The following is a 12,597-nucleotide window of genomic DNA, read 5'->3' as shown; positions in this document are numbered from 1 at the left end:
GGTGTCGGCGGGGCTGACAGGATGGGGGGATGCTGGCATCCCTCCCCCTTCCCCATTCGATCGACACCAGGGCCGGTCTCGCCGAGCTGCGCCGCGCGACGCAAGACGACGCCGACGGCATCATCACGCTGCTCGCCGACGACCCGATCAGCGCCGCGCGCGGGGATCAGGCATCGGATGCCGATCGCCCGGCCTACCTGGCCGCCCTCGGCGACATCCTCGCCAACCCGTCGAACGACCTGCTCGTCGTCGAGCTCGACGGAGCACTCGTCGGCACGCTGCAGCTCACGTCGATTCCTGGAATGGCCAGGCAGGGAGCGCGGCGGCTGCTCGTCGAGGCGGTACGGGTGCGCAGCGACCTGCGGTCGAGCGGCATCGGCTCGGCCATGATGCGCTGGGTGGCGGATGCCGCGGCGCCGGCCCTCGGCGCTGCCATGGTGCAGCTGACTTCCGATGCGTCACGGATCGATGCGCACAGGTTCTACGAGCGGCTCGGCTATGCCGGCTCGCACGTCGGCTTCAAGATCGCGGTCCCCCGCCGCTGACGCTCACTTCAGCGAGCCGGCGACCATCCCTTTGATGAAGCTGCGCTGCAGGAACAGGTACGCGAGCAGCACCGGCACGACCGAAAGCAGGGATGCCGCGGCCGCGGCTCCTGGGTTGCTGCCCTGCGACGCGAAGAACCCCGCGACCGCCGGAGCGATCGTGCGGGTCTCGTCGGTGCGCAGGAAGTAGGTGCTCAGCGCGAACTCGTTCCAGATGCCGACGCCCGCGAGGATCGCGACGGTCGCCGTGACGGGTCGGAGCATCGGGAAGACGATGCGGAACAGCATCTGCAGCGGCCCCGCTCCGTCGACGGTCGCGGCCTCCTCGATCGACACCGGCAGGCTGCGCATGAACGCCGTGTACAGGAACACCGCCAGCGGCAGGTTGCCGGTGACCATGAGCACGATGATGCCCCAGTGGGTGTTCAGCCCGCCGAGGTCTTTCATGAGGGTGTACAGCGGCACGAGCACCGACAGCGGCGGGATCATGATCAGGCTGATGATGCAGGCGTAGACGAGCTGGTTGCCTCGTGTGATCCGCCGCGCCAGTGGGTAGGCGGTGAACGCGCCCAGCACGCACACGAGCACAGTCGAGACGACCGTGACCAGCGCGCTGTTGCCGATCGCCTGCAGAATGTGCCCCTGCTGCATGGCGGTCTGGAAGTTGGCCCAGTGGATCTCGCCGGGGAAGACCCAGGGCGAAGACAGATCGGTCTTGGGCTTGGATGCCGTGGTGAGCCCGAAGTAGAAGGGCAGCAGCTGCAGCAGGGCGATGAACCCGAGACCTGCGTAGATGAGCGCCTTCGACGGCGTCGCGGCGTTCTTCACAGCTCGACCCGCTTTCGATTCAGAAGCGAGTTCAGCACGAACGTCACCGCCACGATCAGCACGAACAGCACCACGCCGATCGCCGCCGAGTACCCGGCCGCCTGGTTCGAGAAGTAGGTCTCGCCGATCAGCGTCGACACCGAGTGGGTCGACTGCCCTGGTCCCCCGCCGGTGAGCACCTGAACCACGTCGAAGAGCTTGAGTCCGCCGATGAGGTTCAGAACGATGCTCGTGGCGAAAGCCGGCTGCAACAGCGGCACGGTGATGCTGCGGAACCTCTGCCACCACGTCGCCCCGTCGAGCTGCGCGGCCTCGTAGTACTCGGTGGGCACGCCCTGAAGCCCCGCGAGGTAGATGACCATCGAGATGCCGACGAACTGCAGCGAGTTGACGATCACGATGACGGCGATGCCCACTCCGGCGTCGGCGAGCCATGCCACCTGCTCCCCGCCGAACAGTGCCCGAACATCGTTGAGGGCGCCGTTGTTGTAGCGGAAGATCAGGTAGTACATCGTGCCGAGCACGACCGGCGAGACCATCACCGGGAGGTAGATGACGGCACGCAGCAGCGACGACCCGCGTGCGATGCGGTCGAGCACGACAGCGAGCCCCAGCCCGAGCACCTGCTGGATCAGCGTGCTGCCGACGCCGTAGATCAGGGTGTTCACCATGGCGGTGCGGAACACCTCGTCGTCGAGCAGGCGCAGGTAGTTGTCGAACCCGACGAAGGCCCTGCTGCGGCTGTACCCGTTCCAGTTCGTGAGCGAGAGGCTGACACCGCTGATCAGCGGGTAGATCGAGAAGACGGCGAACAGCACGAGCGCCGGCACATAGAACCAGTTGAGCCTGCGCGGGAAGATGCCGCGGGTGGCGGAGTTCAGGCGTCGCCCGGGCGCGACGACTGCGACCGTATCCGTGGGATCCGGTGTGGGTGTGACGGTCATCGATCCTCCAGGGCGTCCGGGGCGGGCCGCCGCCCCGGACGCATGCGGTCCTACTGCTGACCGTACAACGTGCCGAACTCGGCCTCGGTCTGCTTCACCGCCGAGTCGACCGTCGTCTGGCCTGTGATGATGCCACCGGTGGTCGAGATGAGCGTGTTCCACATGCCGTTCGGCAGATAGGCGCGGTCGAAGTAGGGCACCATGCGCACCTCGCCCGGCGTGAAGAACTGCTCGTAGCTGTCGGACAGGTCGCCGAGATCGACGTCGACACCGGTCAGGCCCGCAGGGTTGCCGTCGTCGCTCGCGAATGCGCCGATGTTCTCGGTCTCTGCGAGGAAGGCCAGGAAGTCGAGCGCCTGCTCCTTGTGCTCGCCGTCGCGCCACGCGCCGAGCGCGACGCCCTCGCCACCGATGAGGTACTCGGGGTCGCCGTTGATCGCCGGCACCGGCATGAAGCCGAGCTGAGCGTCGGGCACGAACTGCTTCGCGCTGAGCGCGAGGCTGTTCTGGATCATCACGAACGCGGTCTTGCCCTGGCCGAGCGCCGTGGCGATGTCGTCACTGGTCGCCGATGAGAAGTCGGGGTTGAAGTAGCCGGCCTTCGTCCACTCCTCGAGCTTGCTGAACATCGCCTCGAAGCCGCTGTCGACGAATTCGCCGTCGGCGAGCTGCTCGGATTCCTTCCCGTCATACGAGCCCGAGCCGAGCCAGTCCGCGACGTTGCCGGCGAACCAGTCGTCCTTGCCCGAGCTCGAGATGGGCACGACGCCGGTTTCCTTCACCTTCGCCAGTGCCTCGTCGAAGGCCTCGATGGTGCCGAGCGACGCGGGGTCGATCCCGGCGTCTTCGAGCACGGTCCTGTTGTACAGGATGCCGGCGACGTCGGTTGTCAGCGGCAGCGCGAAGAACTCACCATCGTCGTTCTTCATGGTCGAGTCGAGCACGGGGTTGAGCGTGTCGGCCCACGGCTGGTCGTCGAGCGGCTCGAGGAACTCGCTGTACCGCAGCAGAGACCAGCCGTGCGTGGCCCAGATGTCGGGCAGGTCGCCCGAGCCCATGCGCACCTTCATGTCGCCCTCGTAGTCGCTGCCCATCGCGACCACGTCGACTTTCACGTCGGGGTTGTCGTCCTCGTACGCCTTCGCGAGCTTGCCGAGGGCGTCGAAGCGCGGCGTCCCCTCAGCCATCGCCGACTGCACCTCGAGTGCGACCTTGTCGCCGTCACCCGGACCCCCCGATCCAGAGCATCCGCTGAGCGCGACCGCTGCGGCAGCGAGCCCGGCGAATCCGGCCAGCACTGCCCTCCTTCTAGGTGACCTCATCGTCCCTCCTCCGTGGGAGCGTGAATGCGCCCGGCCGGGCGCAGTTCGGAGTCTACGCGGGAAGACAGCACTGATGGCAAGGATCCGTCCGTCGCGATATGCCAGGTGATCCGGTTTCGGATGCCCGTTTCACGGCCCGTCGAGAAGAGGCGAGACGTTCTCGTTCCAGACGTCGAGCCCGAGCTTCGCGATGAGCACGATCACGACGCCCAGGAAGACCACGCGGATGAACCCTGAGCCGCGCGAGATCGCCATGCGGGAGCCGAGGTAGCTGCCCGCGGTGTTCGCGACGCCGAGGATCAATCCGAGCAACCAGAGCACAGCCCCGTGCGGGATGAAGAGGATGAGCGCACCGGCGTTGGTGGCGAAGTTGACGATCTTCGCCTTCGCGCTCGACTGGAGGAAATCGTAGCCGAGCAGCGCGACGAGCGTGATCACCAGGAAGGTGCCCGTGCCCGGGCCGATGAGCCCATCGTAGAAGCCGATCACCAGCCCGGCGGCACCCGCCGTGACGTGATGCCGATGCCCCGCGAAGCGCAGCGCGGTCGCGGCTCCCAGCTGCGGTTTGAAGGCGGTGAACAGTGCGACGGCCAGCAGGGCGACCACGATGATGGGTTTGAAAGCGGATGCCGGAAGCACGGTCGCCACCGCGGCTCCGCCGAATGATCCGGCGAGCGCGATCGCGGCCATCGGCAGCGCTGTGCGGATATCGGGTTTCGCGCGGCGGTAGTAGGTGACGCTGCTCGTCGCGGTGCCGAAGATCGAGCCGAGCTTGTTGGTCGCCAGCGCCTGCACCGGCGTGATGCCCGGGATCAGCAGCACAGCGGGCAGCTGCAGCAGTCCCCCACCACCCACGACTGCGTCGATCCACCCCGCGCCGAACGAGGCGAAGACGACGAGGACGAGGACGCCCCACGTGAGCTGCTCCAAGCCGAGGAATGCACCGATCTCCATCACAGTTCAGGATGCCAGATCATCGCGCGCACGCTGCCGTACGAGACAGAGAACGGCTCGACCTGCCGCACCTGAGCCGAAGCGTCAGAGCGGCAGGTCGAGCCGTCAGAGTGTCTCAGATCAGCACTCGACCTGAATCGCCCTGGGTTTCGTTCCGTTCTTCAAGCAAGGATGTCAGAAGTTCTCGCCTGATACCGATGAACACGTCGACGTCGTCGTGTCCGTCAATGCTGGTGACCACTTCGCCCTCCCGTTTCGTTCGCGACGGCGGGAATGGCAGGCAGAGTACGCGCCGGCCGCTTGTCGAAGCAGTGCAGGTACGCATTAAACTGCTCTCCAGCGGAATCAGGGCAGGGATGATGCGCTGGGGGTCGAATGATGCGGCTCCCGCACCGGGTGCGGCGATGGTGCAGCTGACCTCGGATCCCGTGCGCACAGACATGCACAGGTTTGACGAGCGCTCGGCTACGTCAGCTCGCACATCGGCTCCACATGCCCTGGTGGGCTAACCCCGCGACGGCACGCTCACCCAACATGGTGGTCGTGTCGGTGTCGAGCCGCCGCAGGGCGTCACAGAGCGACCGTCAGGTGCGCACGACGTAGTACCACGCCGGCGTGGTGCCCCCCACGTTTCCGGTCACACTGAGACGGCGGAGAATGGACGTCCCATTGTTCTCGCACGACAGCTCCGGAGGAATGATGACGCGAGCGAGCGTATAGAAGCCGTTCCACGCGTTCATCGTACTGGCCCAGAACTCCCAGGTCACGGTGATCGAGGCGCCGGGCGGGACCTCACCGACTGTCGTGTAGACGTAGCGGGTGCCGTACGGGTCGGAACTACCGCCAGGAACTTCGTCATAGACAGGCGTGCCCAACGCAGACGCGTACGTGCCCGAAGTTCCCACGATCTGAGCATGGAGATCGCGCTGATTTCCCGACAGTTCGACCCAGATCTGGGTTCCAACCGGCCATGGCTCGGTGCCGGTGTTCTGATAGACGTTCTCGACGACAACGTGGGTGTTGAGTGGTACGTCGTAGTGCGGCGTTCCGGACGCGGCGACGTTCGGGAAGCCCGCTGTCTGTGGAGTCGTCGAGATGACCGCCTGGTATTTGTCCCGCTCCGCGAGCGGGATGCACGCGGGCTCCGGCTCTTCGCAGCCCGCGGGTGTACCGGCGAGAGCGAAGCCGTCTGCGGTGATCTGAGTCACCGTGTTGCCCGGGGTGCCGACCACCTGGAACACACCGGACGTAGCGTTAGTCGACCCCCACCACGTGCCGTCGCTCAGCTGCGCCCACCAGCCTTCGTTTGGACCATTTCGCTGGACCGTGTCGACGATCATGTTCGGGTCAAAACCCGCGGGTAGGTTCGTGTACTGCTGTGGCGTCGCCGATGGTGTCGCCACATAGTACATCTCTCCACCTTCGACGTACATCGCACTGTCGTTGTAGCTGTAGGTGAGGTGAGTGACGGGGCCATCCGTCACCTTCCGCCATGCACTGCCATTCCACGACCACAGGGCACCGTTGCTGTCTCGCGCATAGAGAGCCCCCGGGTGGAAGGTGCTGAGATTGCCGACCACCTCAACCACGTCGTCCGGAGCGGTGGGACCGCCCTGCGGCAGCGCCTCGGCTCGCGCCCCCGGGCGAGCCGTCCACACCTGCCCGGTCGCGGAGATGAAGACCGGATTTCCTCGCACCTCATCACTGTCTGCCATCGAGTCGATGACCAGCTGGGTCCCGTCAGGCGCGAGCAGGGGGCGCCACGTTGATCCGCTGAGTCGCCACACTGCACCGCCCGCATCGAGGGCATAGGTCGTACCAGTGCCGTCAGAGTCATAGACCTGAACGATGTTGCTCGCACCGGTGATCGGGGTCGCCGTCGTCGTCGCGAACGATCCGTTCGTCGGCATCGTCGCCTGATAGACGTTGCCGTTGGCATCGATGCCGAACTGACCTGCCCAGATCGACTCGATCGGTGGAGTGCCCGCGACCCGCCAGACCTTGCCACACCCATTCTGCGCAGCCGAATCCCGGAACCACCAGGTGCCGGTGGCATTGTCGAGCAGCACGAGCTCCGAGTTCTGCTGCGACACGACGTCGGCCGTGGCAGCGACACCATCGCAGTCGTACAACTCAGCGGTGACCGGCCCTGTCGCCGCGCCCCGATCACCGAGACCGACGAAGTACAACACTCCGCCCGTCGGGACGCACCCCGAGACCGCCGACGCAGGCGCCGCACCCGCGATGGCGATCACCGGAAGGCTCCACGCCGCACCTTTCATCACCGTGCGACGCGAGATACCACTCGCGACGGCTAGACCCTTGTGCTGCACGACCTCAGTCGTCTCCATGCTTGTTCCTCCCCAGTGGCGCCTTCGCTGTCGCAGCCCCGCCGCACAACGACCACGAGGCACCCGAACTGGGCGACCTCGTCGTTTCAAGACCTGTTTGTATGGTGGCGCGATCCGGGGGACGTGCGCAAAACGCACCGTAGGTGCGACCCATCAGGGGGTCAGTTCCGGTTACGCGCGTCATCGCTGGCCCCCATCGCCGCGCACGCCACTCGGCCCAACAGTTCACGCCGACTTGCCGGCCTGCGGCACTGATGCCAGTGAGCCCCACCGCAGGCGCGGCTCACCGATCAGCCGAGCAGCCCGTCCTCCCAGGCCAGACGAGCGAGATCGAGCTTCGAGTTCGCCTGACGCCCGAGGGCGATGTACTTCTTCTTGACGCGAGTCAGGTACTTGCGCGCCGTGTCCTCCTTGACTCCGATGGACTCTGCAACGGCGCCGATCGGCTTACCTGCGACATACAGCTCGAACACCTTCGCCTCCTGCAGCGAGAGCTGAGGCATCCGCGGATCGGGTGCGACCGCCGCCCTTGCGAGCTCGGTGACGTACTCCTCGCCCACGAGCACCTCGGCGACGGCCGCGAGCAGAGTCTCTTCGGTGTCTGCCTTCGACACCACGCCGTCGAACTCGGCGCCCATCAGCGAGCGCGCCGCCCCGCGGGGAGTCAGCGATGAGACGAGCATGACCCGCACCCCGGCCTTGCGCAGCGCCGCCACTGCCGAGCGCTCACGCTCTCCGTACGCGAGAGGCAGCATCTCGATCAGCAGCAGGTGCGGCCAGCTCGATCGATCCTGACCACGCATCCAGGTCATCAGCGCGTCGAGCGAGTCACTGGCGTGCACGACCTCGATCCCGGCTCCGTCCCTCAGCACCTCCACCGTGCGCAGACGCTGCAGCACGTGCGGCTCCACGACGGCACCTCGACGCCAGGTGCGCGGATACGACCTCGCTCGCATGTGGAATCCCCTGTTCCCTAAAACAACTTCTCGCTGAGAGAGCACCACCCTTCAGAAAAGTGACGAAGACCCACGAAAATCGAATGCAATGGGCGAGATGACCCCTTAACTAGGTCACCGTTTTGCGGGCGCGTCACCTTTTGGCTTGGGGTTCCACTGCCCGGCCGCTTCCGATACTCTCAGATCATCCGCCACGGCTTCTCCGGCCGGACGGCCACCGCTCATCGCATCCGATGGCCCTCGCCCTCTTCCCCCCGCCCGCGAAGAAAGCCAGCCCGTGGCACCACTGTCGAACGACCTGCTCGCCTTCGGCGAGCCGTCGAAGACGCACGCCGACAAATCAGACGCGGAGCTTCTCGACCTGCTGCGGTCAGGCGACACGGATGCCTATGAACAGCTCTGGCGAAGGCACGTGGATGCGGCCAAGCGCGTCGCCAGGCGGCTCAGCTCGTCCGACCATGACGACCTCGTGTCCGACGCCTTCCTGGCCGTGTTCCGGCAGGTGGCGATCGAAGGCAAGGGCCCGCAGGCATCGTTTCGCGCCTACCTCTTCACGACCATGCGCAACACGGCCGCGCGGTGGAGCAGACAGGGCCGAACGCTCATCTCCGACCCCGACGCGGATGCCGCCGTCGATGAGAGCGGATACGAACAGGTCGAACGCGAGCATGAGGGAGCACAGCTGCTCGACGCCTTCCGCGCCCTGCCAGACCGATGGCAGCGCGTGCTCTGGCTGGCCGAGGTCGAAGAGGCCCGCCGTCCGGCGATCGCCTCCGAGCTGGGCATCAAGCCGAACGCCGTATCAGCTCTGCAACGACGCGCACGGACGGGACTGCGCGAGCAGTGGCTGCTGCAGCAGGTTCCCGCCGATCTGCGCAGTGATTCGACTCACGTCGCGCGGCGGCTCCCGGCGAGCCTGCTCGGCATGCGCAACGACGACGCACCCGAGCTCAAGGCGCACCTCAAGGACTGCGCCCTGTGCCGCAGTGTAGAGCGCGACCTGCTCACGGCGTACGCCGATGGCCGCAGCATCACGGCATCGGTCAGCGGTCTGGCTGCACTCGGCGTGATCCTCCCCGGTGCGACCACCATCTGGGCCGCGCCCACCAGCATCAGCATCGCAGCGGGCATCGGCTTCACTCTGGCCTCAGCCGCCGCAGTCGCCGGAATCGTGTCACTCGGTGTCGGCATAGGAGTGATCCCCCCTCTCTTCCCGGCAGGAGGTCCGGCGCCCGCTGCCGCGGCGCCGTCGTACGCGCCCGAGAAGGAGTCGCCGGCCGATCTTCCGCCGCTGCTCCCCGCACCCGACGACACGGCTGCGGCTCTGCCGCCGTCTCCCCCTCCCCCCTCGTCGACGGAGCCGCCGATCGAGGAGATCGATTTCTGGCGCACCGACGGCGAGGTACCGCCGATGCCTGCCCGGCCGGCTCCGCCGACGGAGGCGAACCCTGACGACGTGCCCGCCCCCGCAGAGACCGGTGGAACGCCCCCCGAGCCGGGCACGGAGCAGCCGAACGCGGCCCCGGCGGTCACGACGGCGTCGCCCGCCTCCACGTACATGGCACCGGTGCTGTCGGGCGCGGCGCCGGAATCCGAATCCGTCGCTCTGCGCTTCGGCGACGCCCTCTACACCGTCGCACCGGGTGAGGACGGGAGCTGGGAGTTCGATGCTCGGTCGCTGTCACTTCCGGCAGGCGAGCACCAGGCCGAGGTCTGGACGGTGACCGACGGTGTCTCGTCGCCGGCGACGCTCGTCGGATTCACCATCGATGAGCTGGCCGTCGACGGATTCCAGCAAGACGTGCTGCTCGATCTCGAAGACGCCAGCACCACGGGTCTGGTGCTCAGCTTCACGGGTCCCGCGGGCGGGCTTCTCTGCGTGACCGCCGACACCGGTCAGGCCGCGACCGTTCCCCTCGATGACGACGGGACCGTCACCAGGCGCATGCGCTTCCTGACGACGGGCCTCTACGTCCTCACCTTCGAGACCTGCAGCGCCGACGGCTTCTACGGCCCGGCGGTCGGTCGCACGCAGTGGGTGTCGACGGGCATCTTCGACCCGTGGGGCGACGTGCCCGAGTTCGTGCTCGAAGAGACAGACGCCCAGGACCCCGCTTCGGGCGAAGGCTGATCCGCGCTCTCGAGACGCTACGGCCCCGGGCGCGACCTGCGCTGCCCGGGGCCGTGGCGATCTGCTCAGAGCACGCGCGCGAGGAAGTCCTGCGTGCGCGGATGCTGCGGGTTCGACAGCACCTCGCGCGGGTCGCCCTGCTCGAGGATGTGACCGCCGTCCATGAAGATCAGGCGCGAGCCGACCTCACGGGCGAAGCCCATCTCGTGCGTGACGACCATCATCGTCATGCCCTCGTCGGCCAGCGTGCGCATGACCTGCAGCACTTCGCCGACCAGTTCGGGGTCGAGCGCCGAGGTCGGCTCGTCGAACAGCATCATGTCGGGATTCATGCACAGCGCCCGCGCGATCGCCACGCGCTGCTGCTGCCCGCCCGAGAGGTGACTGGGATAGGCATCCGCCTTCTCGGACAGGCCCACCCGGCCCAGCATCTCGCGCGCGATCTGCTCGGCTTCGGCTCTGCCGCGCTTCTTGACCCTGCGCTGGGCGATCGTCAGATTTCCGAGCACCGACATGTGCGGGAACAGATTGAACTGCTGGAACACCATGCCGATGCGCTGGCGCACCCGGTCGAGATCGGTGTCTTCATCTGTGACGTCGATGCCCTCGATCAGGATGTGCCCGCCCGTGGGCTGCTCGAGCAGGTTCACCGATCGCAGCAGGGTCGACTTGCCCGAGCCCGAGGGACCGATGATGCAGACGACCTCACCGCTGAGCACAGTCAGGTCGATGCCCTTGAGCACCTCGTTGTCGCCATACGTCTTGACCAGACCCTGGATGTCGATCGCCGGGGCATGGATGTCGATCAGATCCGTGCTCATCTCTCCCTCGCCATCCTCCGCTCGAGCCACGCCGTGAAGCGGGTGAGCGGAATCGTCACGATCAGGTACAGCAGCGCCGCCATGATCAGCGGAGTGCCGTTCGCGTTCTGCGTCGACGCATCTCGTGCGAAGGTCGTGAGTTCCTTCGACCAGATGAACGTTCCTGCCACGAACAGCAGCGAGGTGTCCTTCAGCAGCAGCACGAACTCGTTGGTGAGCGGCGGGATGATGATGCGGAAGCCCTGCGGGATCACGACCCAGAAGGTCGTCGCCATCGGCGACATGCCGAGCGACCTTGCGGCCTCGGTCTGCCCCTTCGGCACCGCCTGCAGACCCGCGCGGATCGTCTCTGCCATGTACGCGGATGCCACCAGGATCAGACCGATGAGCCCGAGCACGACCGGCCCTCCGAGGTCTTTGCCCGGCACGCCGGCCGCGATCGGCAGGATGAACGCGATCGCGAAGATCGTGAGGATCGCCGGCAGACCGCGGAACAGCTCGACGTACACCGTCGCGATCCACCGGAACGGCCCGATCACCGACATCTTCATCAGCGCGAGGATGACGCCGATGACCAGGCCCGCGATGAATGCCACCGCGGTGAACCACAGCGTGTTCACCAGGCCGACCGTGATGATGCTCGGGAGCATCTTCACCGCGACCTCGGGGTTGAGGAACAGCGGCACGAGCCGGCCCCAGTTCGCCGTGAGCACGACCCAGAGTGCGATCGCGATCAGCACGGCGTAGACGCAGTAGCGGTAGAGCCTCTGCTTCTGTGTGCGCCTCAGCGCCATTGTCGGTGTCCTTCCGCTCCGGTTCCGGCGCGGGTCACTTCGCCGTGAAGAACTGGTCGTAGATCTTCTGGTACTCGCCGTCGTCCTTCAGCTCCTGGAGCGCCTCATCGACCGCCTCGCGCAGGGCATCCTTCTTGCCCTTCTCGAAGGCGAAGCCGTACTGCTCGTCGGTCTTGTACTCCTCGACGATCTTGTACGCCTTGTCGGCCTTCTCGTGCTCGAGGTTGACCGGCTGGTCCTGCAGGATGGCGTCGAGCTGACCCGCCTGCATGGCCGGCCACAGGTCGCCGTCCGAGCCCATCTGCAGCAGCTCGGCGCCCTTGGCGTGCTCGGTCGCGTACGACTCGCCCGTTGTGCCCTGCTGCACGCCGACCGTCTTGCCGTCGAGGTCGTCGATGCCCTCGATGCCCGAATCGGTGCGCACGAGCAGCGACTGCAGCGACTCGTAGTACGGCTCCGAGAAGTCGATGTTGGCCTTGCGCTCGTCGGTGATCGTCATCGCCGATGCGCCGACGTCGCACGTGCCGGCGGCGAGCGTGGTTCCCGACTGCAGCGCGTCGAAGCCGACGTCCTGCACGTTCAGCTTCAGGTCGAGCTTCTTCGCGACCGCGGCGAGCAGCTCGATGTCGAAGCCGGTGTAGCCGGTGCCGTTGTCGCCGCCCTCGAACTCGAACGGGGCGTAGGGGATGTCGGAGCAGACAGAGAGGGTGCCGGGCGTGACCAGGTCGTACTCGGCGCCCGCTGCGGGCTCGCCACCGCCGTCGGCGCCGGGGCTGCTGGCGCAGCCGGAGAGAGCGAGGATGGCGGCGGCGGCGACAGCCGTGCCGAGGATCAGGGGACGGCGCTTCATGGCCACTCCTTCGTGACAGGGGCTTGCGCCCTCGGGCGGGTAGAACTCATCTTGTCACGCGGTTCACCGCATCGTGACGAGGGTCGGGCGGTCGCCCGATC

12 protein-coding genes are annotated in these 12,597 nt (G+C 66.7%); 2 read left to right on the top strand and 10 right to left on the bottom strand.

Annotated elements, in window-relative coordinates; genetic code table 11:
• Nucleotides 1-29: 29 nt before the first annotated feature.
• Nucleotides 30-545, top strand: a complete 516-nt coding sequence (locus FVO59_RS08885) for a GNAT family N-acetyltransferase (RefSeq protein WP_182252308.1) — start codon at nt 30-32, stop codon at nt 543-545.
• A 3-nt stretch (nt 546-548) separates the two neighbouring features.
• Here the strand turns inward: FVO59_RS08885 and FVO59_RS08880 are convergent, their stop codons facing one another.
• The 7 genes from FVO59_RS08880 to FVO59_RS08850 all read right to left on the bottom strand — a co-directional run bounded on the left by FVO59_RS08880 (nt 549) and on the right by FVO59_RS08850 (nt 7,900).
• Nucleotides 549-1,373, bottom strand: a complete 825-nt coding sequence (locus FVO59_RS08880) for a carbohydrate ABC transporter permease (protein ID WP_220465655.1) — start codon at nt 1,371-1,373, stop codon at nt 549-551.
• Nucleotides 1,370-2,317, bottom strand: a complete 948-nt coding sequence (locus FVO59_RS08875; protein ID WP_182252307.1) for a carbohydrate ABC transporter permease — start codon at nt 2,315-2,317, stop codon at nt 1,370-1,372. The genes FVO59_RS08880 and FVO59_RS08875 overlap by 4 nt, the downstream gene beginning before the upstream one ends.
• A gap of 50 nt (nt 2,318-2,367) precedes the next feature.
• Nucleotides 2,368-3,615 (bottom strand): ABC transporter substrate-binding protein, encoded by a 1,248-nt coding sequence (locus FVO59_RS08870; protein WP_182252306.1) that lies wholly within the window; start codon nt 3,613-3,615, stop codon nt 2,368-2,370.
• 153 nt (nt 3,616-3,768) lie between these two features.
• Nucleotides 3,769-4,593, bottom strand: a complete 825-nt coding sequence (locus FVO59_RS08865; protein ID WP_182252305.1) for a sulfite exporter TauE/SafE family protein — start codon at nt 4,591-4,593, stop codon at nt 3,769-3,771.
• Nucleotides 4,594-4,708: 115 nt separating this feature from the next.
• The gene (locus FVO59_RS08860; RefSeq protein ID WP_182252304.1) at nt 4,709-5,035 is read right to left on the bottom strand and encodes a hypothetical protein; all 327 of its coding nucleotides are present in this window, start codon (nt 5,033-5,035) and stop codon (nt 4,709-4,711) included.
• Nucleotides 5,036-5,177: 142 nt separating this feature from the next.
• A complete protein-coding gene (locus FVO59_RS08855; protein ID WP_182256924.1) occupies nt 5,178-6,848 on the bottom strand; it encodes a hypothetical protein in 1,671 nt (556 codons plus the stop codon).
• A gap of 386 nt (nt 6,849-7,234) precedes the next feature.
• A complete protein-coding gene (locus tag FVO59_RS08850) occupies nt 7,235-7,900 on the bottom strand; it encodes a response regulator transcription factor (RefSeq protein WP_182252303.1) in 666 nt (221 codons plus the stop codon).
• A 277-nt stretch (nt 7,901-8,177) separates the two neighbouring features.
• On the opposite strand from FVO59_RS08850, the gene FVO59_RS08845 reads away from it, so the two are divergent.
• Nucleotides 8,178-10,031 carry an RNA polymerase sigma factor gene (locus FVO59_RS08845; protein ID WP_182252302.1) on the top strand — a complete coding sequence of 618 codons (1,854 nt, stop codon included), beginning with the start codon at nt 8,178-8,180 and terminating at the stop codon, nt 10,029-10,031.
• Between the two features lie 65 nt (nt 10,032-10,096).
• Here FVO59_RS08845 and FVO59_RS08840 read toward each other — a convergent pair whose 3' ends face one another.
• From FVO59_RS08840 to FVO59_RS08830, 3 genes are read right to left on the bottom strand one after another with little or no spacing between them, the layout of a single operon-like run.
• Nucleotides 10,097-10,852, bottom strand: coding sequence for an amino acid ABC transporter ATP-binding protein (locus tag FVO59_RS08840; RefSeq protein WP_182252301.1), 756 nt, complete (start codon nt 10,850-10,852; stop codon nt 10,097-10,099).
• Nucleotides 10,849-11,646, bottom strand: a complete 798-nt coding sequence (locus FVO59_RS08835; protein WP_182252300.1) for an amino acid ABC transporter permease — start codon at nt 11,644-11,646, stop codon at nt 10,849-10,851. Before FVO59_RS08835 ends, FVO59_RS08840 begins: the two co-directional genes overlap by 4 nt.
• Nucleotides 11,647-11,680: 34 nt before the next feature.
• The gene (locus tag FVO59_RS08830; RefSeq protein ID WP_182252299.1) at nt 11,681-12,496 is read right to left on the bottom strand and encodes a transporter substrate-binding domain-containing protein; all 816 of its coding nucleotides are present in this window, start codon (nt 12,494-12,496) and stop codon (nt 11,681-11,683) included.
• Nucleotides 12,497-12,597: the final 101 nt, after the last annotated feature.

Source organism: Microbacterium esteraromaticum, from assembly GCF_014084045.1.
Taxonomy (GTDB): domain Bacteria; phylum Actinomycetota; class Actinomycetes; order Actinomycetales; family Microbacteriaceae; genus Microbacterium; species Microbacterium esteraromaticum_D.
This window is presented reverse-complemented; position numbering and strand designations above follow the sequence as displayed.

What these genes read in the sequence shown, in the direction of transcription:
- FVO59_RS08885 (WP_182252308.1), top strand. Translation starts at nt 30, where the DNA reads ATGCTGGCATCCCTCCCCCTTCCCCATTCGATCGACACCAGGGCCGGT.
- FVO59_RS08875 (WP_182252307.1), bottom strand. Translation starts at nt 2,317, where the DNA reads ATGACCGTCACACCCACACCGGATCCCACGGATACGGTCGCAGTCGTC.
- FVO59_RS08865 (WP_182252305.1), bottom strand. Translation starts at nt 4,593, where the DNA reads ATGGAGATCGGTGCATTCCTCGGCTTGGAGCAGCTCACGTGGGGCGTC.
- FVO59_RS08860 (WP_182252304.1), bottom strand. Translation starts at nt 5,035, where the DNA reads ATGTCTGTGCGCACGGGATCCGAGGTCAGCTGCACCATCGCCGCACCC.
- FVO59_RS08850 (WP_182252303.1), bottom strand. Translation starts at nt 7,900, where the DNA reads ATGCGAGCGAGGTCGTATCCGCGCACCTGGCGTCGAGGTGCCGTCGTG.
- FVO59_RS08840 (WP_182252301.1), bottom strand. Translation starts at nt 10,852, where the DNA reads ATGAGCACGGATCTGATCGACATCCATGCCCCGGCGATCGACATCCAG.
- FVO59_RS08835 (WP_182252300.1), bottom strand. Translation starts at nt 11,646, where the DNA reads ATGGCGCTGAGGCGCACACAGAAGCAGAGGCTCTACCGCTACTGCGTC.
- FVO59_RS08830 (WP_182252299.1), bottom strand. Translation starts at nt 12,496, where the DNA reads ATGAAGCGCCGTCCCCTGATCCTCGGCACGGCTGTCGCCGCCGCCGCC.